The sequence below is a fragment of the Pseudomonas sp. Marseille-Q5117 genome (assembly GCF_946901175.1).
Lineage (GTDB): Bacteria > Pseudomonadota > Gammaproteobacteria > Pseudomonadales > Pseudomonadaceae > Aquipseudomonas > Aquipseudomonas iranensis.
The window spans coordinates 76,145-101,201 of record NZ_CAMPPP010000014.1; the positions used below are offsets into that span (position 1 = coordinate 76,145).

A 25,057-nucleotide genomic window follows, 5' to 3' on the forward strand; every position below is an offset into this window, starting at 1 on the left:
TGCATACAGTGAGCGTAGCCCCCGTCCAATCGTCGCCGAACGTCAAAGATCAGGTCAGCGCTGCCGAGTGGCAGACCCGTGTCGATCTGGCCGCCTGTTATCGCCTGGTCGCGCTGCACGGCTGGGACGATCTGATCTTCACGCATATCTCGGCCAAGGTGCCCGGCACCGAAGATTTCCTGATCAATCCGTTTGGCCTGATGTTCCACGAGATCACCGCATCAAGCCTGGTGAAAGTCGATCAGGCCGGCAACAAACTCATGGACAGCCCGTACGAAATCAACCCCGCCGGCTACACCATTCACAGCGCCGTCCACGAAGTGCGCCACGATGTAGTTTGCGTGCTGCATACACACACCGCGTCAGGCGTTGCGGTGTCGGCGCAAAAGCAGGGGGTGTTGCCGATCAGTCAGCAATCACTGTTCGTGTTGTCGAGCCTGGCCTATCACGCCTACGAGGGCGTGGCCCTGAATCATGAAGAAAAGGCGCGCCTGCAGGCCGACCTCGGCGACAACAGTTTCCTCATGCTGCACAACCACGGTCTGCTCACCTGCGGCGGCACGATCGCCGACACTTTTCTGATGATGTTCACCTTCCAGCGTGCCTGCGACATTCAGGTCATGGCGCAGACTGGAGGGGCCGAACTGATCGCCATCGAACCGCAGATTCTCGCCGGCGCCAAGGCAATGATTGCCGGCGTCACTAAGAGCGCTCAAGGCATGGGCGGCGCGCTGGTGTGGCCGGCGCTGCTGCGCAAACTCGACCTGCAGGATCCGGGGTATAAATTCTAATGCCGCTCGCCGAGATTCCTCTGAGTGTCTGGCGCAAGCGCAGCCGGACATTCGTTTTTCATGGCCAGTCGATCCGCTACTGGACAGTCGGGCAGGGTGAACCGTTGCTGTTGATTCACGGTTTCCCCACTGCCAGTTGGGATTGGCATTACCTGTGGCAGCCGCTGGCGCAGCGTTATCAGGTGATTGCCTGCGACATGCTCGGTTTCGGCGATTCGGCAAAACCGCGCAATCACACCTATAGCCTGCTGGAACAGGCCGATCTGCAACAGGCGCTGCTCGCCCATCTGCAGGTTGAACAAGCGGTGCATATTCTTGCCCACGACTATGGCGACAGCGTCGCTCAGGAACTGCTCGCGCGGCATTACGAAAAACGCATCGAAGTTGCCAGTTGCGTGTTCCTCAATGGCGGTCTGTTTCCGGAAACCCATCGTCCGCTGCTGATGCAGAAACTGCTGCTCAGTCCGATTGGCTGGCTGCTTGGCCGCGCATTCAGCCGTGAGGCGCTGGTCAAAGGTTTCCGGCAGATCTTCGGCGCGCAGACCCAGCCGACCGAAAGCGAACTGGATGATTACTGGAGTCTGGTCGACAGCAACCATGGCCCGCGCATTCTGCATAAATTGATCACTTACATCCCCGAGCGCCGGATGCAGCGTGAGCGCTGGGTGACGGCCATGCAGCAGGGTGACATTCCCTTGCGGGTGATCGACGGCGCATTTGACCCGATTTCCGGGGTGCACATGGTCGAGCGATATCGCGAATTGATCCCTGATGCAGACACCGTGCTGTTGCCAGGCATCGGCCACTATCCGCAAACCGAGGCGCCGGCGCTGGTGCTCAAGCATTATCTGGCGTTTCGCGATCGTCTGGTATTGCCTCCACGCAAAGTGGCGTACTCCTGATTCTCGCCGAGAGCACAGGCTCTCGGCGACCGGACACTCGATCATCCCTCAGCCTTATCGCGCACCATTCAGCCGCAGCCGTGTTCGTTGTGACCCAAAGCGTCGTGCCTGACACTCAGGTTCATTACCTCTTGGCCTGCTGGAGTTGCCGCGATGAATGAACCTGTGCGTTTCGAAGATAAAGTCGTGATTGTCACCGGCGCCGGTGGCGGCCTCGGGCGTGCCCATGCGCTGTTGTTCGCCAGACAGGGCGCCAAAGTGCTGGTCAACGATCTCGGCGGCTCGACGCAGGGCGAGGGCGCCAACGCTTCGGCTGCCGACCGCGTAGTGGCGGAAATCCGCGAGGCTGGCGGTATTGCCGAAGCCAACCACGACTCGGTGACTGACGGCGACAAACTGGTACAGAACGCCCTCGATGCCTTCGGCCGCGTCGACGTCATAGTCAACAATGCCGGGATCCTGCGCGACAAGTCATTTCACAAGATGGACGACGCCGACTGGGATCTGGTCTATCGCGTCCACGTTGAAGGCGCCTACAAAGTTACCCGTGCTGCCTGGCCGCATCTGCGCGAGCAAAACTACGGTCGTGTGATTTTCACTGCGTCGACTTCTGGCATTTACGGCAATTTCGGTCAGTCCAACTACGGCATGGCCAAACTCGGGCTTTACGGGTTGACCCGAACGCTGGCGATCGAAGGGCGCAAGAACAACATTCTGGTCAACGCCATCGCCCCGACCGGCGGCACGCGCATGACCGAGGGCCTGATCCCGCCGCAAGTATTCGAGCAACTGAAGCCGGAACTGGTCAGCCCGCTGGTGGTGTATCTGGCCAGCGAGCAATGCCAGGAAACGTCCGGCCTGTTCGAAGTCGGCGGCGGCTGGATGGGCAAGGTGCGCTGGGAACGCAGTCTCGGTGCCGGCTTCGATCCGCGCGAGGGGTTCTCGCCAGAGGATGTGGCGGCGCACTGGCAGCAGATTTGCGATTTCGAAGGCGCGGCGCACCCGAAGGACAATATCGAAGCGTTGAAGGAAATGATGGCGAATTTGCAGAAGTATTCGATTTGAAATTAACGGAGCCACCAACCCTCGCGGCGGGTGGCTCCAGTTTTCAAATGTATCTTTTTTCTGTCATGAACTTGGGCGGCTTCCAGTTAGGTCCTTTGATAGCTAGGCCCTTTTCTCCCTCCAGCAAAATCCCGGCAGCGAAGAGCCGAGCGTACGATGCTTCCAGGGTCCCATACTCGTCGATCAGGTCTCGATTGTGGCGTCTGATCATCATGTCCAGATGTGGCGTTGCCTGAAGTAACGCGAACACCGTGACTATGTCATCCAGAGGTTCATTTTTAACAATCATCTCAACGGTGCTCATTGCCACATCTCCTTCAGCAATTTCTGGTAATCACGTTCTTCCTGCTCCATTGCTGCAGCCAGTGCTTCGGGCGTGTAGAGAAGTGCGGGATCGTCTTTCAACTGGAAATCTTCCAACGTTGCCGTATGCACGTTATTCCAGATCGGTGACCCGATCTCTGGCATCTCGGTATCACCAAAGCCTAAAGCTCTGAATCTTTCGAACTCCCTTATCTCGTGAGTGTAGAAACGTTTGTCAGTGTCGGAAGCTTCGAGTTCTCCACGAGCGATTCGCTCCAGGCGATCAAGCATTACGTCATTGGCAGCTGATTGCGGAAACTTTGAAATGTGTAACTTCACGATGTCCGTTCCTTCCGATGAAACAGCGGCTGTTGCCCACTGCAAATCTGATATTTCATCTCCAATCTCGTCAGGGTTGAAACTACGCCCGCTGTGCTTCCCCTCTTCGGTCGCCCCTTCATAAGGACTGCTGAACACCACATAAAGCGGCTCAATCCCCGAATCAACCGGAAACACGATGATGAATCGATCCCAGCCTTCAATCAGGATCGGGTTCAGATCCAGCCGCCCTTCAACCGGAACAACGGAAGCGCCGGAATAGGCGGGCGAACCGGTATCCACTATTGGCAAAGCGGTCGATTGGTCGCCCGGCGAGATTGCCGGCGTCCAGGTCAGGAAGTCGGTAGGCGAGTCCGATAGTGCGACCTCGTATACGTCGTTGAGCAAATCGTATGCGGCATTGAGGACCAGCACACTTGAGCGAATATGGAAGTCATCACTCGTAGCGACGAACACTTGCGTGCCAGCCCCGAGTCGCCTGACGCCTAGCCCGACCTGCATTTCCAAACTACCCTGCCGGTCCGCGATTTCATGTAGCGTCTCGGCCGGTTCGGACGACAACTCGGCCAGTGGAACGCTCATGGCGAAGCGTTCGCCGTTGCCCAGAGGTGACGGCATCAATAGCGCTGCGAACCCCATCAATACTGGACTGCCGAACAGCGCCGTGCCCGTCGCTGTCAGGGTCGCTTTTGCGGTACGTAGCGCATTGAGTATTACCGCCGAGGTAGCCGGGCTGAGCGGGACGGCTGTCGAAGCGAAAGAAACGGCCGGGCCGTTGCTGGCCATTGCTCCAGAGGACGGAAAGACATGCTTCCTGTCCTCCTGTAACCGAGGCTGTTCTGCCGCATGGGCCAGCGCCGGTGCTTCAGCTTTGGCTTGTGCCTCGGCCTGGGCGATTTTCAACGCAGCCAGCCGCTCTTTCTCCCGAGCTTCAATCTCAGCATTCAGGCGCGCGGTCTCAGCCGCCAATCGAGCCTGTTCGGCATCCCGACGCTGTTGCTCCGCCAACGCGGCCAGACGCGCCTGTTCGCGTGCGCGAATTTCTTCCTGCTCCCGGCGCACCGCTTCGGCAACGTCACGCTGGCGCTGTTGCTCAGCGGCAATGCGGGCACGTTCTGCAGCTTGGCGTTGTGCCTCTGCTGCTGCCGCCTGGGCCTGATCCTGGGCTTGTACGGTGGCCAGCCAATTGAGTACGCCAGCCTGTTGCTGGTTGAGCAGCGCCAATGTCTGGCCCAGCAGCCGCGCTTCGTGGGCGGCCCGAAAGGACTCGCTCCACAACGCTCTGCTGCGGACCGCTGCGCCATGCGCGCGCCGATTGGCCGATGCCTGATTCAGGTAATCCTTGAAGGTTTTTCCCAGTGGATCGCTGCCATAAAAGCGGTTGGCGATGGCAGTCTGCCGTTGAAACTCGGCGCTCTTGCGTTGAATCAACGTGTTCCTGACGCCCACTTCGCGGGCCAGTGCTGCGGCCGGTGGCAGAGGATTGGTCGGTCCTTCCAGCCTGGTCGCCGCCAGTTCGACCTCAATGGTTTGGGGAATAGAGGCGGTTCTTGCGTTGAATTCCTGTTCCACGGCGACTTGCGTTTCATGCATCAATTCACGCGTCTGCGGATTGGCGCCGGCAGGGCCGAACATGCCGCTGTAGGAGTAATTCATGTCGCGTTCTTTGAATGGTTCGAAGCCATCAGGACCGAATTCCCTGATATGTACTGGATCCAGTTCTAAAGGTGGAGGCTTTGGCATATTCATGTCCTTTTGAATGTGCGTTTTCACTCGCTCGAAAAGTGCGCACGGGTGGCGATGACGTCCGTGTCACCAGCGAATGGTTGAGGTGTTTCAAGTTACCTCAGAGTGGCGGTAATCAAATCCGAGAAGCCCGTCAGTAACAGGGCGTTATGTCGAAAGGGTTTTCACGGGTTTTTATCGATGCAGAGGGTATTCATCCGAGCTTCGAAGAAATGTCTGACGCGCTGATCGCAAGCTTTGCCGAACCGCTATCCAGCCTTTTTAAACGCCCATAAAAAAGGCCGCTGCAAACGCAGCGGCCAAGGTAAGACGTTGGATCAAGGAGCTACAAATCAACGTCAGTGAACAGCGGGGCGGTAAACCGAAAACATCGATTTATCCAGAATCTGTAGCCAGTCGCTCGCGATTCAGCGTAGCGGGCTTCGCGCTTTGCGGCGTGTGCCGGGAAAGCGCGCTCAGAATACGGGCTTGAGTGTGTAGTAAAAATACCGATTCCAGACATGCACTGTTACGGGGCGCGCAACAGTGGCGTGCCCATGCATGGCGCTGATGATGCGCCATCCAGCCAGCCCATGAACCGCTCAAGGCCCCGCCGTGCAAGGCCATTCATCCTTTCGAGCGACAACGCAAATACCTCCTTGGTGCGCTTATCGACCGCAGCGCCCGGCAGTAGGGTGGGGCCTTCTGTCACTCACTGGGGAAGACGCATGACAAAAACAACAATGCGCGCCATCTTCACACCGCAGGCGCTGGCCGCTGCGGTGGCTCTGGGTTGCGGCGCCCAGGCGCACGCGGTCGCCTTCAACATCGGCGAAATCGAAGGCACCTTCGACTCGTCTCTTTCGGTCGGCGCGAGCTGGGGCCTGCGCGATGCCGACAGTTCGCTGGTCGGCACGGTCAATGGCGGCAGCGGACAATCGTCCACCGGTGATGACGGGCGCCTGAATTTCAAGAAGGGCGAAACCTTCTCGAAAATCTTCAAGGGTATCCACGACCTCGAACTGAAGTACGGCGATACCGGCGTGTTCGTGCGGGGCAAATACTGGTACGACTTCGAACTCAAGGACGAAGACCGCGAGTTCAAACAGATCAGCGACAGCGGCCGCAAGGAAGGCGCCAAGTCTTCCGGCGCGCAGATCCTCGATGCCTTCGTTTATCACAACTACGCCATCGCTGATTTGCCCGGCACCGTGCGGGCCGGCAAGCAGGTGGTGAGCTGGGGCGAAAGTACCTTTATCGGCAACTCGATCAACAGCATCAACCCGGTTGACGTCTCGGCATTTCGCCGTCCCGGAGCCGAGATCAAGGAAGGCCTGATTCCGGTAAACATGCTGTTTGGTTCGCAGAGCCTGACCGACAAACTTTCGGTCGAAGGCTTCTACCAACTGGAGTGGGATCAGACCGTTCTCGATAACTGCGGCACGTTCTTTGGCGTCGACGTGGCGGCTGACGGTTGCAACAACGGCTACACCGTCGGCAGCCCAGCGGTGGCGCCACTGGTGCCGCTGACCACCGCGTTCGGCCAAGGCATTCAGGTCACCCGCGAGGGCGTGGTGATCCCTCGTGGCGGCGATCGCGATGCGCGCGATTCGGGGCAGTGGGGCACGGCGCTGCGCTGGCTCGGCGAAGACACCGAATACGGTCTCTACTTCATGAACTACCACAGCCGTACGCCGACGGTCGGCACCACCACGGCGGGGCTGTCGACACTGGCGGCGTTGCCAGGCATGGTCGGCATTGCCAACGGCCTCGCGCCTGGCAGCGGTGCGGGGCTGGCGCAGAGCGTGATGCTCGGGCGCGGTCAGTATTACCTCGAATATCCGGAAGACATTCGCCTGTACGGCGCCAGTTTCTCCACCACGCTGCCCACCGGCACCGCGTGGACCGGCGAGGTCAGCTACCGGCCGAACGCGCCGGTGCAGGTCAACACCAACGACCTGACCCTGGCGCTGGTCAACCCGATTGCCGGCGGCACCGCATCGCCACTCGCTACTTCGCCGGGTGCCGACAACAAAGGCTACCGGCGCAAGGAAGTCACGCAAATCCAGAGCACCCTCACGCACTTCTTCGATCAGGTGCTCGGCGCCGAACGTTTGACTGTGGTCGGCGAAGCGGCGGTGGTGCATGTCGGTGGTCTGGAGTCCCGCAGTGAGCTGCGTTACGGCCGTGATTCGGTCTACGGTCAGTACGGATTCGGCGGCGATACCGACGGCTTCGTCACCTCGACTTCGTGGGGCTATCGCGCCCGGGCGATTCTCGATTACGCCAACGTCATCGGCGGGATCAACCTCAAGCCCAACCTGTCATGGTCCCATGACGTCGCCGGTTACGGCCCCAACGGTCTGTTCAACGAAGGTGCGAAAGCCATCAGCTTCGGCGTCGATGCCGACTACCGCAACACCTACACCGCAAGCCTGAGTTACACCGACTTTTTCGGTGGCGACTACAACGTCCTCGAAGACCGTGACTTCGTGGCCCTGAGCTTCGGCGTGAACTTCTGATCTGCCCGAGAAGGATGACTGCAATGCGCAAAACGATTCTGCAATGTGGCGTGCTGGCCTTGAGTCTGCTGGCGGCCAACGTGATGGCGGCGGTGTCGCCGGATGAGGCGAACAAACTCGGCACCAGCCTGACCCCGCTCGGCGCCGAGAAGGCCGGCAATGCGGACGGTTCGATCCCGGCCTGGACCGGCGGCATCCCGAAAAACGCCGGCGCAGTTGACAGCAAGGGCTTCCTCGCCGACCCGTTTGCCAACGAAAAACCGCTGTTCACCATCACCGCCGCGAACGTCGAGCAGTACAAAAGCAAGCTCTCCGATGGCCAGGTGGCGATGTTCAAACGCTACCCGGAAACCTACAAGATCCCGGTCTACCCGACCCACCGCACCGTGGGGGCGCCAGCGGAAATCTACGAGTCGGCCAAGCGCAGCGCGCTCAACGTCAACGCGATCAACGACGGCAACGGCCTGGCCAATTTCACCGGCAACCGCTACTACGCCTTCCCGATTCCGAAGAATGGCGTCGAGGTGCTGTGGAACCACATCACCCGCTACCACGGTGGCAATCTGCGGCGGATCATCACCCAGGTCACGCCGCAGACCAACGGCAGCTACACGCCGATCCGCTTCGAAGAAGAGATCGCCGTGCCGCAATTGATGAAAGACATCGACCCGGAAAAAGCCGCCAACGTGCTGACCTTCTTCAAGCAATCGGTGACCGCCCCGGCGCGGTTGGCCGGTAATGTGCTGCTGGTGCACGAAACCCTCGATCAGGTGAAGGAACCGCGTCTGGCGTGGATCTACAACGCCGGTCAACGCCGCGTACGTCGGGCGCCGCAAGTGGCCTATGACGGTCCGGGTACAGCGGCCGATGGCCTGAGGACTTCCGACAACTTCGACATGTTCTCCGGCGCGCCGGATCGCTATGACTGGAAACTGGTTGGCAAGAAGGAAATGTACATTCCCTACAACAGCTACAAACTCGACTCGCCGAAGCTCAAGTACGACGACATCGTCAAGGCCGGGCACATCAATCAGGACCTGACCCGTTACGAACTGCACCGCGTCTGGGAAGTGATCGGCACGGTGAAACCGAACGAGCGGCACATCTACGCCAAGCGCCACATGTACATCGATGAGGACAGCTGGCAAGTGGCACTGGCCGATCACTACGACGGTCGCGGGCAACTGTGGCGCGTTGCCGAAGGTCACGCGCAGTACTACTACGATCATCAGGCCCAGGCATACACGCTGGAAGCGCTCTACGACATCATCGCCGGCCGCTACATTGCGTTGGGCATGAAGAACGAAGAGAAGCACAGCTTCGAATTCGGCTTCGAAGCCAAGGCCGCCGATTACACCCCGTCGGCTCTGCGCGCCGAGGGCGTACGGTAACGGGTCTGCTGTACCGGTGGACAAAAGGCGACCGCACGGTCGCCTTTTTTATGGCCATCAATCAGCGTGCTGAATACTCGTCAACAAGGGCGCGGGAGAGGGCTAGGGTGAGCGCACAACGATAAGAAGGCTCACCCGATGACCGCCATGACCCCGTGCCTGGATCGACCCGGATTTTTGCCCAGGCTTTCTTCGCATCATCAACCTCGCAGCCGTTTGAGCGCACCTTTGCTGGCATCCAGCGCGCGGGTGAAGCTGTTGTGCGCGCCCGCGGGCAGTGGCAAAACCGCACTGCTCACCGAATGTCTTCTTCAGGCGCGTGCAGAGTGCGAGGCCATCTGGCTGCCGCTGGCGGGAGCGGCGCTCAGCACTGAAGAATTCTGCCTGCGTCTGACGCGGGCGCTCGGGCTGGTCGAAGGCCTTGACGATACGCAACTGATGGCGGAGCTGGCCCATTGGTCGAGGCCGACTTCGCTGTTTATCGACGATTACAGTCGTCTGCCGGATCCGGCTCTGGATGCGTTGTTTGATCGCTTGCTGGCAATCAGCAGCCCGGCGCTCACCTGGTGGATCAGCACTCGCCGCCGGCCGCAGTGCAACTGGCCGCGCCTGTTGCTCGCTGATGAACTCTACGAATCCGAACACGCCAGCCTGGCGCTGACTCACGATGAGGTGGTATCGGTGTTGCGCCATTTGCCGCCAGATCAGGCGGACCGTGTTGCTGGCCGCATCATTCAGCGTACCGGTGGCTGGTGCGCGGGCGCGCGCATGGCACTCCTGCAAAAATGTGACTGGTCGCAAAACCTGCAACCACAGCAGCGTGTCGACACTCTTCTGGATTATCTGCAGCACGAACTCTTCAGCAACCTGACGCCGGAGCAGGACGAGGCATGGCGTGTTCTGGCACACCTGCCACGGTTCAATGCGTCGTTGTGCGAGCATTTGTTCGGCCCCGGCGAAGGCGCCCGGCTGCTGCATGATCTGCAAGTGCTGGGCTGCTTTATCGAGCCATGGCAGGAGTCCGCCGATTGGTTGCAGGTCTTCCAGCCGCTGTCGCGAATCATGCAGGCGTCGCACTGGCCGTGTGCCCGCTCCTGGCACCGGCGCGCCTGTCAGTGGTTCACTGCGGCGCAGGATTGGCGAGCAGCGTTCGAGCAAGCGTTGTTGGCCGAGGAGTACGAAACCGCCGTCAGCCTGTTGCAGCATTTCAACTTCGAAGACTTGTTCGAGGACCAGGCGGTCGTCCTGCTGTTGCGCTTGCACAAGCAGCAAAGTCAGGAGCTGACCCTGATGACACCGCAGCTGGTCGGACTGGTCACGGGCGCCTTATTGTTTGCCGGGCGATTTCAACAGGCCGGGCAATGCATGGCCCATCTCGGCCGCTTCATGCCGCAGCCGACAGCGCAACTGGAGCAGCAACTCTTGGCCCGCTGGCAGGCGCAACAGGGTTGGCTTTGCCACCTGCAAGGGCAAATGGAGCCGGCCCGCGCCTGCTTTCAGGAGGCGTTGTCCGCACTGGCTGACGATGCCTGGCAGGCCCGTGTGATGTGCTTGTCGGGACTGACCCAGCAGGCGTTACTGTGCGGTGAACTCGATCAGGCCCACGCCCTCAACCGCGAAGCGCTGTGCCTGGCGCGGGCTCACGGCTCTTTGCTGTTCGAAGGGTTGCTTGAGCTTGATCATGCGCAATGGCTCGAGCAGCGAGGCGCGCCTTTGCGTGCGGAAAGCCTGCTGGTGGAGATCGAGCACTTGCTGCGTCAGCGCAGCATGGTGCCCACGCCGCTGCTCGGCCGTATCGCCCTGCGACGCGGACGACTGGCGCTGTGCATGGGACTTGAAGAGCAGGCTGCGCAGCTGTTCAGCCAAGGTCTCGGAGACTGCTTGCGCAGCCAGGACAAGCGGGTCCTGTATGGTTATCTGGGGCAGGCGCAGCTGGCCGGCAATCGCGGTGATTATGCCTGCGCTTTCGAACGCCTGCGCGAGGCCGAAAGGGTCATGCAGCAGCGGCAGATTCCCGATACGGTCTATCGCGGTGTTGTGTTGCAGGTCAGCAGCCAGTTCTGGTTGCAGCAGGGCCGACCGCATCTTGTCCAAGAAGCGTTGAGCCGACTGTTACGGCATTACCGGGGACCTTCTGCATTGCAGGCGCCACCCGCGACGTTCGAACTGATTATTCGCATCGAATACCTGCTGGCCTGCGCGAATGCGCAATCGGTCCCTGACGAAACCGCTCTGCCCACCATTGAACGATTGCTGAAACGCGCTCAGGCCAAGGGCATGTTGGCGGCAGAAACGGAGTTGCTGCTGGCCATCGCCCAGTTGGCCGAATTGCACGGAGACACGGTGGCGGCGCAGCAAGCTTTCCAGCGAGCCGCAATGCTGGCGGAGCGCTGCCGGTTGCAGCAAGCCATGCGCGAGTGGGAATTACGCCGAGGCAGCGCCGGCACTGGGTCTGGCAAGAAGGTTTCTGCCTGGCCACGGGATAACGATGATCAGGCGCCAGGCCTCAGTCGGCGCGAACGCGAAGTGCTGATGTTGATTGCTCAAGGGGCTTCTAATCAGCAAGTTGCCGAGCAACTGTTTATTTCATTACATACAGTAAAAACCCATGCGAGGAGGATTAACGGTAAGTTGGGTGTAGAGCGCAGAACTCAGGCTGTGGCGAAAGCCAAGTTGATGGGGATACTGGTTTAGTTTGCTGGGATGGAGTGGCTATAAATTATTTTCATTATATGTTGGCATGTTTTGTAATTTGTTCGCGCTTCATGTTGGCTGGAAAAGAAACTACCTTGCAATTATCAGCAGTGGCTGCACTTGCAGCTCTGGATAATCAAGTAAGGAAGGTTTGTGGTCAAGTTATATAAAAGTTTGATGCGTGGTTTTTTCGGTGAGCAGGTTACCTGGCCCGAAGAGTGGGAAAAGGCAACGCAGGCAAAAACAGATTTGTTCAAGATCATTGATTCCATGCCGAGCGTGCTGGATATTCTGCGCAACATCCTTGAAGGTGAATTGAAGCGTCTGGGCAAAACAGTTGATATCGACAAGGTCTATATCAATACGAATCCTGCTTTTCCTGCCGATGAAAATCGGCCCTCGGGCACTCTTTGGGATGTCACGGTCCATTGTCTGAATAACAATGTCAGCCCCGCTTACATCATGGGCGGTGATGGAGTGTTTTTTCTGCCGGATACGTTCAGTGAGCAATTCAGAGTCCAGGCGCTCAATACCATTGTTGTCGAAGATCTGATCGCTGCTGTAACTGCCGGACTGGACAAAACACTGCGAGCCGAGATCGCAAAGTTCTGGGCTGCGCCAGCGAAACCCGTCCATGCCGACAATGCACCGCTGTCGAACAAACAGGCTTTTATAGAAGCCTATGCGGTGGTCACCGGTGCAGAGTTGTCGCTGTCGGTCATGGCCAACAATTTTGACGCTTGGTTGGGCGAGCGATTCGCTCATCTGCTCGACGCAGATGGCGGTCGCGCAGCGTTTGAAGTCAGGCTGCAACCTGAACAGGATTACCAGCTGTCCCGTCAGCCTTGTTTCGTTCTGGACAACGCCGAGCGTGCGGATGCAGAAATGCCGCTGGTGAATGAGTCAACCTCTTATCTCCTGCATACGCCGGAAAACGGCTTTGAATTTTTTGAAAAAAATATCGATCTGCATAGCAAACTTCAGCAGCGACTGTCCCTGGGTGGAGACCAGATCCGGTATCTGAAAGCCGCGCAAAGTCCTCACGTCTTTTGTGTCGAGACTCACCTCAAGGGTCAGCTTGAAAGTGTTTCAGTCTTGATCGGTGGCCAGGAACAACTGGCCAAACCGCTGACTTCCATGCTGCAGGACAATCAAGGCCTGCACGTGCTGCGTTACGGCATCGAAACCCGCTTCTATCTGCTTTGGGCTGCATTGAAACGCACCGATTGGCCGCTATGGCTGCATGCCGCAGGTAGCGATATGCAACAACGCTATAGCGAGCTTGAAGAGTCGCGGGATCAATACCAGGCTGTCTACTCAAACACGTTCGATGAATGTTTTTCATTCAAGGATTATGTAGTGCGCACATTCGCCGAATGGGCGGACAGGGTACTTGGTGAACAACTGGATCCGGAATCAATCAGTGTCCATAGCTCGTATAGTCTGCAAATTGCCGGACGGACCATCGAACAGGAAGAAACCCGGACGCTGACGGAATTTCTTGTTTTCGGTCTGCACGACACGGGTTACAAAGCGACTCTGACTATCATCGGCGCTCCCGCCGGAAGTCGGCTGACGGCAGTAGCGCTTGAGCAGTGGCTGGAAAATCGTAACCTGCGGCTGGAATTTACCGGCAGTCTTGCATACTCGCCCTCGGTGGCTTATCAAGAGGCTTATCGCAACTATCTCTTCAGTCAGATAGAGTTCGCGGCTTTTGTTGCTCGCCACTCCGGGAAACTGGATTCCACTGATGCGAATATCATCGCGCGGGCCATGGCCAATGATCCTGCGGTGACCGTTCAGGGAATGCGAATCCGATCCCAGGTGCCGGCGTTGAAAGAGGTTCTGATCATTTCGGCCCGAGAATATGTACCGTCGCTGATGTTGATCAAAACGCCTGCCGGTGAATTCGAGCTGCATAAATTTGCCGATATCTATGCGGCAAACCGCTGGCTGGAGTCGGGGTTGTCCGCCGATCGTGAGTACGCTGCATTGCTGATCCATCCGGACTATCTGCACGAAGCGGGTGAGTTGCTCGGCAGCGCTCGCACACAACTGAGCTATCGCTATACGCTCGATAGTCGACCGGTTGATCTCGGTCTGAATCCCAAAGCACAGCTGGCTGATTACGCAAATGCCGCTTACCGCGCCGAAGTTGCCTTGCACAAGGCCATTGCACCGGCCGGTTATCGGGCGCTTGGCTTCGAGGGCCGCAAACGCTATTCGCGTTTGAGCACCGAATTCAAGGCACTGTCCATGGTTGATGCGCGAGACAATGGTTTTCCGACATTCGAGCAATTCACTTATGACTCGGTGAAAGCTCAGATCGAAGACATTTTGCGTTCGCGTGGCAGTAACGTTTCGGTCAATCCCGACCAGATCATTGTGCAAACCGAAGACTTTCGTAAGAGCGTTACCGACGTTTTGCTTGAAGGACTCGCTTTTGAAGCGGCGCATCCGTCCTATGAAACGAAATTCAGCCCGAAATACTATTTGGTCAATGGCCATCCCATCGTTGAAAAACTGGATATCCGCGACCTGTCCTCGCTGTCGAAAACGTTCCGTCCCGGCGACAGATATACCGCGATGCTCAAAGAGCAATATCAGAACAAGGCGCATCCTGATTACTCATTCAAACGCGCTGTACACGCCCGGAAAATCCGCTGTGAGATGTACCGCAATGCGTTTGCCGACTTTACCAACGGCAGATTATCGACGGAGTCTTTCTCTGCTGTCCAAAGGGTTATCGATAACCTGAAAGAAAGTGGCGGTTATCAGTCGGTAGGGACCAGCACCGCCGAAGGCGACATGGGGCTGTATAAATTCAACATCGGCACGCTGGGTCTGACAGCTGCCGGGGACCGTACAGTTGGCGGCGTTTATATTTTTCGATTGAGGTTGTCGTCAGGTTTCTTTGACTTGCTCTATACGCCTGACGCGCCGGATCAAGTCAGCTTCCGGCCGATCGCTGAGTTCATTCCTTCGATTCGTTTTCGAGAAGGCCCGTTCAGGACCTACTACAGCGATCGGATACTGCTGATTGACCAGAAAGTGATCAATGATTACTTCGATAATCTGGTTGCAACGGTTGATGCTCGACCGGTCATTCGCACGCAGCAGCGTTCGTTACTGCCCGATCTGTTCACTTTCCACGACGAGCGAGTGCGCCGTGTATTGAGTGACATCGACGAACGGACCACCAGTCTCAACGAAATAATCGCCGGTGTGGTTTATGAAAACCTGTTGAAGGCCGCAAACATTGTCAGCCTGCTGGTGCCCCCCGTAGGCACTGTGGTGGTGGCTGTGCAGGTGATGAAAAGCATCTACGACGCGTCGCAGTCGCACCGACGGGGTGATTATTCCGCCGCGCTGGGGCATGTGCAGGATGTATTGAGCGGACTGCTGACATTGGGTCAGGCTGCAGCGGCGGGGGCGCCGGCTAAAGAACTTACCCGTGCGCAACGCTCCTTTCTAAGTCTGTTTGAAGACGCCCGCACGGTCGCGGAACTCGTAACGTATTACACCGGCCATGAAGACCCCGCCGATGAGCTGATCGGGTTCTTCAAGTCACTGATGCAAGAGGGTGACAGCGCATTGAGCAAGACCACGGTGCGGTGAGTCGTTTCGAGCGCACATTAGCATGACTTAACTTTCGTAACCCATGCGCCAACTCACGGCCCGCGTCGCAGCCAACAACCGCTGCGCCGCCGGGCCGTTTTCGTCGGCGTGGAACAGCGAGGTCGGGCCGACGATGGTCAGCACCGCAGCGATCTGTCCGACCGCGTTGAACACTGGCGCAGAAAGCGCATCCACACCCGGCATCAACAAACCATGCACGTGATGCAGACCGCGTTCGCGGATCTGTTCACACAGTGCTGCATAGGCTGTTTCATCCTTGAGCGGATGCCCCGCGACAGCGATTTCCTGCTCGCGCAATTCATCGGTTTCCCGGTGTGGCAGGTAAGCGCTGAACACCAGCCCGGTAGACGAACTGAGCAGCGGCAGCACCGAACCCAACTGCGTCACCACAGTTACCGCGCGCACCGCCGGTTCGATGTGCACAACGGTTGCGCCCTGATTGCCCCACACTGCGAGGAAGCAGGTTTCGTTGAGTTCGTCGCGCAACTCGGACAGCGGCAGGGCGGCGACTTTCAGCACGTCCATGCTGTTGAGTGCGGCCAGGCCCACCCGCAGCGCTTCGCGACCGAGGCCGTAATGGTTGGTGGCGGCGTTCTGTTCGGCAAATCCCGAAGCAATCAACGCCTGCAGATAGCGATGCACCTTGCTCGCCGGCATCTGCACGTGTTCAGCCAGACGCGACAGCGAAGTCGACGGTGACAACTCGGCCAAAGCCTTGAGGATGTCGGTGCCGACCTCGGCGGAGCGGACTTTCTGTTTGCCGTTGCTGTCGCTGGTTTTTTCCATGGGGCTGGCGGTTCCGGTTCGAATGGGCGTCTTTATAGCTTGACGCTGGATAGCGAGCAAATTACGTTATGCGTAATCAGATTACGATAATAACAACCCCGGCGTGCCGAGACCTCTGAGCCTGAGCGATGGGCCATTGCCGACTCCCTGTTCAGGAGGCTCCATGAACCTCGATTCAACCGCGCAGAACCTGGTTTACCAGTCCGGCTTCGGCAACGAATTCAGCACTGAAGCGTTGCCCGGCGCGCTGCCCGTTGGCCAGAATTCCCCGCAAAAAGCCCCGTACGGCCTGTATACCGAATTGTTCTCCGGCACCGCGTTCACCATGCCGCGCAGCGAAGCGCGCCGCACCTGGATGTACCGGATTCAGCCATCGGCCAACCACCCGGCGTTCGTCAAACTGGAACGGCAACTGGCCGGCGGACCGTTGGGTGAAGTGACGCCCAATCGCCTGCGCTGGAATCCACTGGAGCTGCCGACCGAACCGACGGATTTCATTGATGGCCTGGTCAGCATGGCCGCCAACGCCGGCGCCGAGAAACCGTCCGGCATCAGCATTTATAACTACACCGCCAACCGTTCGATGGAGCGGGTGTTCTTCAACGCTGACGGTGAAATGCTGCTGGTGCCGCAACTCGGTCGCCTGCGTATCGCCACCGAACTGGGCGTACTCGAAGTGGCGCCGCTGGAAATCGTCGTGCTGCCGCGTGGCCTGAAATTCCGCGTCGAATTGCTCGACCCGCAGGCACGCGGTTACCTCGCCGAGAACCATGGCGCGCCGCTGCGCCTGCCGGATCTGGGACCGATCGGCAGCAACGGTCTGGCCAATCCCCGGGATTTCCTTACCCCGGTCGCCGCCTACGAAAACCTGCAGCAACCGACGACTCTGGTGCAGAAATTCCTTGGCCAGTTGTGGGCCACCGAACTCAATCACTCACCGCTCAATGTGGTCGCCTGGCACGGCAACAACGTGCCGTACAAATACGACCTGCGCCGTTTCAATACAATCGGCACGGTGAGTTTCGATCATCCCGATCCTTCGATCTTCACCGTTCTGACCTCGCCGACCAGCGTGCACGGTCTGGCCAACCTCGATTTCGTGATCTTCCCGCCGCGCTGGATGGTCGCCGAAAACACCTTCCGGCCACCTTGGTTCCACCGCAACCTGATGAACGAATTCATGGGCCTGATCCAGGGCGAATACGACGCCAAGGCCGAAGGCTTCGTGCCCGGCGGCGCTTCGTTGCACAGCTGCATGAGCGCCCATGGCCCGGACGGCGAGACCTGCACCCGGGCGATTAACGCCGAGCTTGCACCTGCAAAAATCGATAACACCATGGCCTTCATGTTCGAGACCAGCCAGGTGCTGCGCCCAAGCCGTTTCGCCCTCGACTGCCCTCAATTGCAATCCAGTTATGACGCTTGCTGGGCCTCGCTGCCCGCCACGTTCGACCCGACCCGGAGATAACACATGACACAGAATTCCATCCCCCGCAGTTGGGTCGCTTCGGCCAACGGTCACAGCGATTTCCCCTTGCAGAATCTGCCGCTGGGCGTGTTCAGTCTCAACGATTGCAGTTCGCGCGCAGGCGTGGCGATCGGCGAGCACATCTTCGATTTGCAGGTGGCGCTTGAGGCTGGTCTGTTTGACGGCGTGGCGCGCAGTGCGGTGGAAGCCATGCATGGCGGACAGTTGAACGCGTTCTTCGAACTTGGCCGTGAGGCGCGGGTGGCCCTGCGCGAACGCCTGATCGAACTGTTCAGTGAAGGCAGTACCCTGCGCGGCAGCATCGAAGCGCAAGGCGCGAAAGTCTTGCCACTGGCTGCCGATTGCCAGATGCACCTGCCGGCGCGAATCAGCGATTACACCGACTTCTACGTCGGCATCGAGCACGCGCAGAACGTCGGCAAACTGTTCCGTCCGGATAACCCGCTGTTGCCGAACTACAAGCACGTGCCGATCGGTTACCACGGTCGCGCTTCCACAGTGCGAGCGTCCGGCACCGACGTGCGCCGGCCGAAAGGCCAGACGCTGCCGGCCGGCCAGACCGACCCGGTCTTCGGCCCATGTGCGCGTCTGGATTACGAACTGGAGCTGGGCATCTGGATCGGCCAGGGCAATGAGATGGGCGAGCCGATTGCCATCGGTGACGCTGCCGAGCACATCGCCGGTTTCTGCCTGCTCAACGACTGGTCGGCGCGGGATATCCAGGCCTGGGAATACCAGCCACTCGGCCCATTTCTGTCGAAAAGCTTCATCACCAGTGTTTCGCCCTGGGTGGTGACAGCCGAAGCGCTCGAGCCGTTCCGCACGGCACAACCGGCGCGTCCTGAAGGTGATCCGCAGCCGTTGCCGTATCTGCTCGACAAGCGTGATCAGGACGGCGGCGCCTTCGACATCGAACTGGAAGTGCTGCTGCGTACCGAAGCCATGCGCGAGCAGAACCTTCCGGCCCATCGCCTGACCCTGAGCAACACCCGCTACATGTACTGGACCGTCGCGCAAATGGTCGCGCACCACAGCGTCAACGGTTGCCAGTTGCAGGCTGGTGACCTGTTTGGTTCGGGTACTTTGTCCGGCCCGGAAAACGGCCAGTTTGGCAGCTTGCTGGAAATCACTGAGGGCGGTAAGAAACCGATCGAACTGGCCTCCGGCGAGGTGCGCAAGTTCCTTGAGGACGGTGACGAAATCATCCTGCGCGCTCGCTGCGCCCGCGAAGGTTTTGCCTCGATCGGCTTCGGCGAATGTCGCGGCACCGTGATCGCTGCGCGCTGACAGGAGCGGCTTATGGATCTCTATGGCTATTACCGTTCCACTTCATCGTACCGGGTGCGAATCGCACTGGCGTTGAAGGGCCTCGATTACCAGGCGCTGCCGGTCAACCTGATCGCACCGTCGGGTGGTGAACATCGGCAGCCGGCGTATCTGGCGCTCAATCCCCAGGGCCGGGTGCCAACCTTGCGCACCGATGACGGTGCGCTGCTGATTCAATCGCCGGCGATCATCGAGTATCTGGAAGAGCGTTATCCACAGGTGCCGTTGCTGCCGGATGATCTGCTGACGCGCGCGCAGGTGCGCGGTGTCGCGGCGGTGATCGGCTGCGATGTGCATCCACTGCACAACGTCAGCGTGCTCAATCGCCTGCGCCAGGCGGGGCAGGATGAAACGCAGGTGGTGGAGTGGATCAGTCACTGGATCAGCCAAGGGCTGGCGACGGTGGAGCAGTTGATCGGCGAAAGCGGTTTCTGTTTTGGCGAATGGCCGTGTGTGGCGGATGTGTATTTGATTCCGCAGTTGTATGCGGCAGAGCGGTTCAACGTCAGCCTGGAGGCGTATCCGAAGATTTGCCGTGTGGCTGCGTTGGCGGCTGAACATCCGGCGTTTATCAAGGCGCATCCTGCCAATCAACCAGACACCCCGTAATTCCTGTGGGAGCGAGCCTGCTCGCGAAGACGGCGTGTCAGTGGCCTTTCATTCAGCTGACACACCGCTTTCGCGAGCAGGCTCGCTCCCACACAGGTTTGTGTGGGCCTCAAGGATGGGGGCAAACCTGCAAAAAGCGGTCAATGCACGACGGAGTTGGGCGGCAGATGGCCGAGGCGTTCGGTCAGGCGCAGGCGCTGGATCGGGTCTTCGCTGAGCAATAACGCATGCTCCAGATCGAAGCGTTCAGCGTTCGGGCAATCCAGCCGTTGATACAGACTGGCCCGGGCCATGTAATCAGAGGCCTTCGCATCACCCAGTTCGAGCACTCGTTCTGCGTCGATCAGCGCGGCGATGTGATCGTCGTGGGTCAGATGCAATTGGCGCAGGTTGCGTGACAGACGCTGCAGCATCTGCACTGGCGTGGCCGTCAGCAGATGCTCGGCGCTGAGCTGCATGTTCGGCCCGTATTGGCGTTGCAACAGTTCGCGACAGTCGTTGGGGTACAAGCGTCGACCGCCGCAAGGGTCGAGCAAGTGGTCGGCGCCGGGTACCCGCAACAGGAAATGCCCGGGGAAGTTGACCCCGACCAAAGGAATCTCGAGGCCATGCGCCAGCTCCAGTGCGATCAACGCCAATGCCAGCGGCTGACCGCGCTGGGTGTGCAACACACGATGCAGCAGCGCCGCCTGCGGGCGCAGCGGCAGGAAATCATCCTGTGCGAAACCGAGATCGACCATGCGCCGCAACAGCGGTTGCGCCAGTTCGCTGACCGGCAGCATCGGCAAGCCATAGCTGACGCGTAGTTGCAGATCCTTGAAGGTACGCAACCATGCCTCGGGCTCGAGGGTTTTGTCGTGCTCGGCGCTTATCCACAGCGCAGCTTCCAGCAGGGCCGGCGGTGAACGATGCAGGCATTCGAAAAAGCGTTGGCGCGCACTCATCTGAATCTCCCTCCAATGCCTCGTTTTAGCCCCGTCCGGGTTGTTCGTCCAGTGCCGGGCGCGTTGAGCGCGAGTTATAGCGGCGCAACATTGTCCGCTCGGCGGCTCATGCCGGTGCGCACCAGCAATTTTCAGGGGCAAGCCTATACTGGCGTTCTACAAGAAGTGATTCGGGAGCCTGTCGATGTTCGCTCTCATGCAAAGCACTCGCCTGGAATCGCTGCACTTGAGCGTGGACCCGGTCACCGGGTTGAAGGCGGTCATTGCCATTCATGACAGTCGCCTGGGGCCAGCCCTGGGCGGCTGCCGTTACCTTGCCTATCCCAACGACGAATCTGCGGTCGAGGACGCCATTCGCCTGGCGCAAAACATGAGCTACAAAGCGGCGCTGGCCGGTCTTGCGCAGGGCGGCGGGGTGGCGGTGATCGTGCGCCCGGCCCATGTCGAGAATCGCGCCGCATTGTTCGAGGCTTTCGGCCGTTGCATCGAGCAGCTCGACGGTCGCTACATCACCGCCATCGACAGCGGTACGTCAGTGGCGGATATGGACTGCATTGCCCAGCAGACGCGGCATGTCACCAGCACTACCTCGGCAGGCGACCCGGCACCGCACGCGGCCATGGGCGTGTTCACCGGCATTCGCGCCACGGCGATGGCGCGTCTGGGCAGCGACAACCTCGAAGGTTTGCGCATTGCCATTCAGGGCCTTGGCAATGTCGGATATGCGCTGGCCGAGCAACTGCACGCGGCAGGCGCCGAGTTGCTGGTCAGTGACATCGACCACGGCAAGGTGCAACTGGCGATGGAGCAGCTCAATGCTCACCCGATCGCCAACGATGCATTGCTCAGCACGCCGTGCGACATTCTCGCGCCTTGTGGGTTGGGCGGTGTGCTCAACAGTCACTCGGTGTCGCAACTGCGCTGTTCCGCTGTGGCCGGTTCGGCGAACAATCAACTTTCCCATCTGGATGTGGCGGATCAACTGGAACGGCGCGGGATTCTTTACGCGCCGGATTATGTGATCAATGCTGGCGGGCTTATTTACGTTTCGCTTAAACATCGTGGCGAGGAGTTGCCGACGATTACGGCGCATCTGTCGAAAATCAGTTCGCGGCTGACCGAAGTCTTTGCCCATGCTCAGGCGGAAAAACGTTCGCCGGCGCGGGTGGCGGATGAGTTGGCGGAAAAGGTTTTGTATCGCTGAAAGCAAAAGATCGTCCGATCGCGGCCCGAGCCTTCGGCAGCTCCTGCACTCGAAATGCAGTAGCTGCCGAAGGCTCGGGCCGCGATCGGACGATCTTTCTGATTACTTCGGCGCTTTCGCTGCTTTGGCGGGCTTCGCCGGCGCCTCGTCAGGTTCTGCCGCTTCAGCTTTTTCGACAGGCTCGGCCGGCGCATTGATCAGCTCCGACAGCGCATCGGGCTGGCTCTTGAATGCCCGGGCGAACACATCGCGATTCTTCGCCATGTAGATCCCGGCTTCTTCCACTTGCTGTTCGGTCAGGGACGGAACGGCTTTTTGCAGCACATCGGCCAGATATTCGGCCAGTTCGAGCATTTTGTCATGACGATCAGCTTCGGCTTTATCCATGAACAAGCGCTCCAGATCTCGGCTGCTGCGGTATACCACTTCGACGGCCATTCACCACCTCACATGCCTTCACGTTAAGTTGTCTTGACGACTACTGTATCCATATACAGCGAAAAGGATAAGCGAATCCCTGCGCCATGGGTAGTGGCTTTTCAATGTAGACCGGATTTGGCGTTTGTCAGGGGACGGGGTGGCTGCTATTCGCGAGCAGGCTCGCTCCCACAGAAACTCCAGCGGTGCGACCAAACGCCACGGCGCGGGATTTGCGGCGGATCGCCATGATGCGTGGCCCTGAACCTGCATGAAAACCGTTGCAACAAGGCGCGCGCGCAAAACCGTCACGTGCGATACGCATCATCCGCCCGAAACGGGCTAAGGAAACTCATCGTGAAAATAAACTGGGCCGAGAAACTGCGGCGTAACGTGCATCAACTGGCCGAGTCCCTAGGCAACCTGTTTGTCGAAACCTTCCACTATCTGGCGCTGTTCGCCATCGGTGCGGTGACGGCGTGGGCGGCGGTGATGGAGTTTCTCGGCATGCTCGAAGTCGGGCACATCAAGATTGATGACATTCTGTTGCTGTTCATCTATCTGGAATTGGGCGCGATGGTCGGGATTTATTTCAAGACCAACCACATGCCGGTGCGCTTCCTGATCTACGTGGCGATCACTGCACTGACGCGCCTGCTGATCTCCAACGTCTCGCACCACAACCCGCCGGACATGGGCATCATCTACCTGTGCGGCGGCATTCTGCTGCTGGCGTTTGCGATCCTGGTGGTGCGTTACGCTTCGTCGCAGTTCCCTTCGGTGAAGATCGAGAACCCGCAGCGCAAGATCGGCACGGGTTCCAGCGAACATCCTGAAGTGGAGAAGGGCGAACTCTAAAGGCCCGCCGCCTGGCCGGGCTGGCCTTTGACCCGTGGCGGTGGCGGGGTGAGCCCGGCGCCGCTGGTCATGGCTTCGAGAATCGACATGGCGCTGTGGCCCTGTTCGATGGCGATGCCGAACTGGATGCTTTGTACCAGCCGTTTCAAACGCTCGGGATCGTTGCGCTGTTCGGCACTGATCATGCGCTTGGCCACGATGCGGCCGGCGTTGGACAGGGTCAGCATGATGCTGCCGTCCAGGCCCTGAATGCTCAGATTGATCTGATAGTCCGGCGCGAAGGCATCGGTAATGATTTGAAATGGGTTGTCCATGATGCGTCACCGCCTGATTGAACGTGCAGTTGTTGACCGGCCATGATCCGATTTGGTTCGCAACACCAGACCACTGGCATCTCGTTCGCTGAGGTTTGCAATGTCCGTTTGCCTCAAGGGTGATATAGCAAGGGGCATGCCGGAAAAATTGTCGAACAATAAACACGGCAAAAAAAACGGCGAGCCTCGGGGCTCGCCGTTTTTTGTGGCGCGTTTTCAGGGCAGGAATGAGCCGATGATCGCTGACAGTGCAGTCAGGCCGATCAGCACTCCACCCAGTTCACCGCCAGCCCGCCCCGCGAGGTTTCCTTGTATTTGTCGTGCATGTCGGCGCCGGTGTCGCGCATGGTGCGGATCACCCGGTCGAGGGAAATGAAGTGATTGCCGTCGCCGCGCAAGGCCATTTGCGTGGCGTTGATCGCCTTCACCGCCGCGATGGCATTGCGCTCGATGCACGGCACTTGCACCAGACCACCGACCGGATCGCAGGTCAGGCCGAGGTTGTGTTCCAGGCCGATTTCGGCAGCGTTCTCCAGTTGCTCCGGTGTCGCACCAAGGACGTCGGCCAGGCCGGCGGCGGCCATGGCGCAAGCCGAACCGACTTCGCCCTGACAGCCGACCTCGGCACCGGAGATGGAGGCGTTTTTCTTGCACAAAATCCCGACAGCGGCTGCGCCGAGAAAGAACGCGACGACATCATCGTCAGACGCATCCGGATTGAATTTCATGTAGTAGTGCAGAACCGCCGGAATGATCCCGGCGGCACCATTGGTCGGCGCGGTGACCATACGCCCGCCGGCCGCGTTTTCTTCGTTGACGGCGAGGGCGAACAGGTTGACCCATTCCATCGCCGACAGGGTCGAGCTGATCACATTCGGTTTGCCGATTTCCAACAGGCTGCGATGCAGTTTTGCCGCGCGCCGCGGTACTTTCAGACCGCCGGGCAGGATGCCTTCGTGGCGTAAACCTTGTTCGACGCACTCGCGCATCACTGACCAGATGTGCAACAGGCCCTGACGGATTTCGGCATCGCTGCGCCAGGCGCGCTCGTTGGCCATCATCAGTTCGGACACGCGCAGCTTGTGTTGTTTGCACAGGGCGAGCAGTTCGGCGGCGCTGGAAAAATCATAGGGCAACACCACGTCGCTGGTTGGCGCCACGCCAGATTCGGCTTCAGCCGCTTCGACGATGAAACCACCGCCCACCGAGTAATAGGTTTGCGCGAACAGCTCGGCGCTTTCGCCAAATGCGGTCAGCGACATGGCGTTGGGGTGGTAGGGCAGGCTCTCGTCGAGCAGCAGCAGATCGTGCTGCCAATCGAAAGCAATTAAACGTTGACCGGCGAGGGACAGTTGCCCGGTCTCGCGCAGTTGCTGGATGCGTGGATCGATGGTCGAAGGATCGATGCTGTCCGGCCACTCGCCCATCAGGCCCATGACCGTTGCGCGGTCAGTGGCGTGGCCAACGCCGGTGGCCGAGAGCGAACCGTACAGGCGGATCTGCACACGTCGCACATCATTGAGCAGATGCTGATCGACCAGAGCCTGGGCAAAGGTCGCCGCTGCACGCATCGGACCGACGGTATGGGAACTGGACGGGCCGATGCCCACTTTGAATAGATCGAAAACACTGATAGCCATGCTAAACCCTTACAAGCAATGGAGTAGGAATCGCTGCCATTTTTTGTCGGACAAGCGCAATGTCGGCGATACTGCCTGCCACGGTTCGAGGTGACCAAC

General features: G+C 59.1%; 18 protein-coding genes and 1 pseudogene. 12 read left to right on the forward strand and 7 right to left on the reverse strand.

All coding sequences use genetic code 11. From position 1 onward, the window contains the following. The first annotated feature begins 8 nt into the window (after positions 1-8). The 3 genes from OC605_RS20585 (at position 9) to OC605_RS20595 (ending at position 2,758) form a co-directional block, all read left to right on the forward strand. Positions 9-791, forward strand: coding sequence for a class II aldolase/adducin family protein (locus OC605_RS20585; protein WP_262139142.1), 783 nt, complete (start codon positions 9-11; stop codon positions 789-791). Further along, entirely contained in the window at positions 791-1,693 is a 903-nt protein-coding gene (locus OC605_RS20590) for an alpha/beta fold hydrolase (protein ID WP_262139144.1), read from the forward strand. Before OC605_RS20585 ends, OC605_RS20590 begins: the two co-directional genes overlap by 1 nt. Before the next feature lie 153 nt (positions 1,694-1,846). Then, positions 1,847-2,758, forward strand: a complete 912-nt coding sequence (locus OC605_RS20595) for an SDR family oxidoreductase (RefSeq protein ID WP_186568114.1) — start codon at positions 1,847-1,849, stop codon at positions 2,756-2,758. 43 nt (positions 2,759-2,801) lie between these two features. On the opposite strand, the gene OC605_RS20600 is transcribed toward OC605_RS20595, so the two are convergent. Together OC605_RS20600 and OC605_RS20605 are read right to left on the reverse strand one after the other, a co-directional pair. Continuing rightward, complete coding sequence (locus OC605_RS20600) at positions 2,802-3,062, reverse strand: hypothetical protein (protein ID WP_016771644.1); 261 nt, start codon at positions 3,060-3,062, stop codon at positions 2,802-2,804. After that, positions 3,059-5,056 (reverse strand): S-type pyocin domain-containing protein, encoded by a 1,998-nt coding sequence (locus tag OC605_RS20605; protein ID WP_262139147.1) that lies wholly within the window; start codon positions 5,054-5,056, stop codon positions 3,059-3,061. The genes OC605_RS20600 and OC605_RS20605 overlap by 4 nt, the downstream gene beginning before the upstream one ends. A 797-nt stretch (positions 5,057-5,853) precedes the next feature. Here OC605_RS20605 and OC605_RS20610 point away from each other — a divergent pair. The 4 genes from OC605_RS20610 to OC605_RS20625 all read left to right on the forward strand — a co-directional run bounded on the left by OC605_RS20610 (position 5,854) and on the right by OC605_RS20625 (position 15,350). After that, a complete protein-coding gene (locus OC605_RS20610) occupies positions 5,854-7,647 on the forward strand; it encodes a DUF1302 domain-containing protein (protein WP_038860649.1) in 1,794 nt (597 codons plus the stop codon). Between the two features lie 23 nt (positions 7,648-7,670). Further along, positions 7,671-9,038 carry a DUF1329 domain-containing protein gene (locus OC605_RS20615; protein ID WP_039759308.1) on the forward strand — a complete coding sequence of 456 codons (1,368 nt, stop codon included), beginning with the start codon at positions 7,671-7,673 and terminating at the stop codon, positions 9,036-9,038. A gap of 138 nt (positions 9,039-9,176) precedes the next feature. Continuing rightward, positions 9,177-11,732, forward strand: coding sequence for a LuxR C-terminal-related transcriptional regulator (locus tag OC605_RS20620; RefSeq protein ID WP_262139151.1), 2,556 nt, complete (start codon positions 9,177-9,179; stop codon positions 11,730-11,732). Positions 11,733-11,885: 153 nt separating this feature from the next. Continuing rightward, positions 11,886-15,350, forward strand: coding sequence for a dermonecrotic toxin domain-containing protein (locus OC605_RS20625; protein ID WP_262139152.1), 3,465 nt, complete (start codon positions 11,886-11,888; stop codon positions 15,348-15,350). Between the two features lie 27 nt (positions 15,351-15,377). Here the strand turns inward: OC605_RS20625 and OC605_RS20630 are convergent, their stop codons facing one another. Next, positions 15,378-16,157, reverse strand: coding sequence for an IclR family transcriptional regulator (locus OC605_RS20630; protein WP_262139154.1), 780 nt, complete (start codon positions 16,155-16,157; stop codon positions 15,378-15,380). Positions 16,158-16,320: 163 nt separating this feature from the next. Here OC605_RS20630 and hmgA point away from each other — a divergent pair, with 163 nt between their 5' ends. The 3 genes from hmgA to maiA are packed head-to-tail and all read left to right on the forward strand — an operon-like array spanning position 16,321 to position 19,581. Continuing rightward, positions 16,321-17,625: a homogentisate 1,2-dioxygenase gene (hmgA, locus tag OC605_RS20635; RefSeq protein WP_262139156.1), complete on the forward strand. Its 1,305-nt coding sequence runs from the start codon at positions 16,321-16,323 to the stop codon at positions 17,623-17,625. A gap of 3 nt (positions 17,626-17,628) precedes the next feature. Then, positions 17,629-18,933, forward strand: a complete 1,305-nt coding sequence (gene fahA, locus OC605_RS20640; RefSeq protein WP_262139158.1) for a fumarylacetoacetase — start codon at positions 17,629-17,631, stop codon at positions 18,931-18,933. Between the two features lie 12 nt (positions 18,934-18,945). Continuing rightward, positions 18,946-19,581, forward strand: coding sequence for a maleylacetoacetate isomerase (gene maiA / locus OC605_RS20645; protein WP_016771636.1), 636 nt, complete (start codon positions 18,946-18,948; stop codon positions 19,579-19,581). Positions 19,582-19,721: 140 nt separating this feature from the next. Here maiA and OC605_RS20650 read toward each other — a convergent pair whose 3' ends face one another. Then, positions 19,722-20,525: a SirB1 family protein gene (locus OC605_RS20650; RefSeq protein ID WP_024011653.1), complete on the reverse strand. Its 804-nt coding sequence runs from the start codon at positions 20,523-20,525 to the stop codon at positions 19,722-19,724. Positions 20,526-20,709: 184 nt separating this feature from the next. On the opposite strand from OC605_RS20650, the gene OC605_RS20655 reads away from it, so the two are divergent. Beyond that, positions 20,710-21,729: a Glu/Leu/Phe/Val dehydrogenase family protein gene (locus tag OC605_RS20655; protein WP_016771635.1), complete on the forward strand. Its 1,020-nt coding sequence runs from the start codon at positions 20,710-20,712 to the stop codon at positions 21,727-21,729. A gap of 183 nt (positions 21,730-21,912) precedes the next feature. Here OC605_RS20655 and OC605_RS20660 read toward each other — a convergent pair. Then, a pseudogene (locus OC605_RS20660) lies at positions 21,913-22,167 on the reverse strand (YebG family protein); the annotation flags it as partial. A 336-nt stretch (positions 22,168-22,503) separates the two neighbouring features. On the opposite strand from OC605_RS20660, the gene OC605_RS20665 reads away from it, so the two are divergent. Then, a complete protein-coding gene (locus OC605_RS20665) occupies positions 22,504-23,004 on the forward strand; it encodes a phosphate-starvation-inducible protein PsiE (protein ID WP_016771633.1) in 501 nt (166 codons plus the stop codon). On the opposite strand, the gene OC605_RS20670 is transcribed toward OC605_RS20665, so the two are convergent. Further along, positions 23,001-23,318, reverse strand: a complete 318-nt coding sequence (locus tag OC605_RS20670; protein ID WP_016771632.1) for a DUF3509 domain-containing protein — start codon at positions 23,316-23,318, stop codon at positions 23,001-23,003. The genes OC605_RS20665 and OC605_RS20670 overlap by 4 nt on opposite strands. A 263-nt stretch (positions 23,319-23,581) precedes the next feature. After that, positions 23,582-24,958: an L-serine ammonia-lyase gene (locus OC605_RS20675; RefSeq protein ID WP_262139162.1), complete on the reverse strand. Its 1,377-nt coding sequence runs from the start codon at positions 24,956-24,958 to the stop codon at positions 23,582-23,584. Between the last annotated feature and the right edge of the window lie 99 nt (positions 24,959-25,057).

Bases quoted from the DNA above. Each gene is read 5' to 3' on its own strand.
- OC605_RS20600 (WP_016771644.1), bottom strand. From the start codon at position 3,062: ATGAGCACCGTTGAGATGATTGTTAAAAATGAACCTCTGGATGACATA.
- fahA (WP_262139158.1), top strand. From the start codon at position 17,629: ATGACACAGAATTCCATCCCCCGCAGTTGGGTCGCTTCGGCCAACGGT.
- OC605_RS20675 (WP_262139162.1), bottom strand. From the start codon at position 24,958: ATGGCTATCAGTGTTTTCGATCTATTCAAAGTGGGCATCGGCCCGTCC.
- OC605_RS20630 (WP_262139154.1), bottom strand. From the start codon at position 16,157: ATGGAAAAAACCAGCGACAGCAACGGCAAACAGAAAGTCCGCTCCGCC.
- maiA (WP_016771636.1), top strand. From the start codon at position 18,946: ATGGATCTCTATGGCTATTACCGTTCCACTTCATCGTACCGGGTGCGA.
- OC605_RS20650 (WP_024011653.1), bottom strand. From the start codon at position 20,525: ATGAGTGCGCGCCAACGCTTTTTCGAATGCCTGCATCGTTCACCGCCG.
- OC605_RS20620 (WP_262139151.1), top strand. From the start codon at position 9,177: ATGACCGCCATGACCCCGTGCCTGGATCGACCCGGATTTTTGCCCAGG.
- OC605_RS20670 (WP_016771632.1), bottom strand. From the start codon at position 23,318: ATGGACAACCCATTTCAAATCATTACCGATGCCTTCGCGCCGGACTAT.
- OC605_RS20615 (WP_039759308.1), top strand. From the start codon at position 7,671: ATGCGCAAAACGATTCTGCAATGTGGCGTGCTGGCCTTGAGTCTGCTG.
- hmgA (WP_262139156.1), top strand. From the start codon at position 16,321: ATGAACCTCGATTCAACCGCGCAGAACCTGGTTTACCAGTCCGGCTTC.
- OC605_RS20605 (WP_262139147.1), bottom strand. From the start codon at position 5,056: ATGAATTACTCCTACAGCGGCATGTTCGGCCCTGCCGGCGCCAATCCG.
- OC605_RS20590 (WP_262139144.1), top strand. From the start codon at position 791: ATGCCGCTCGCCGAGATTCCTCTGAGTGTCTGGCGCAAGCGCAGCCGG.
- OC605_RS20655 (WP_016771635.1), top strand. From the start codon at position 20,710: ATGTTCGCTCTCATGCAAAGCACTCGCCTGGAATCGCTGCACTTGAGC.
- OC605_RS20610 (WP_038860649.1), top strand. From the start codon at position 5,854: ATGACAAAAACAACAATGCGCGCCATCTTCACACCGCAGGCGCTGGCC.
- OC605_RS20595 (WP_186568114.1), top strand. From the start codon at position 1,847: ATGAATGAACCTGTGCGTTTCGAAGATAAAGTCGTGATTGTCACCGGC.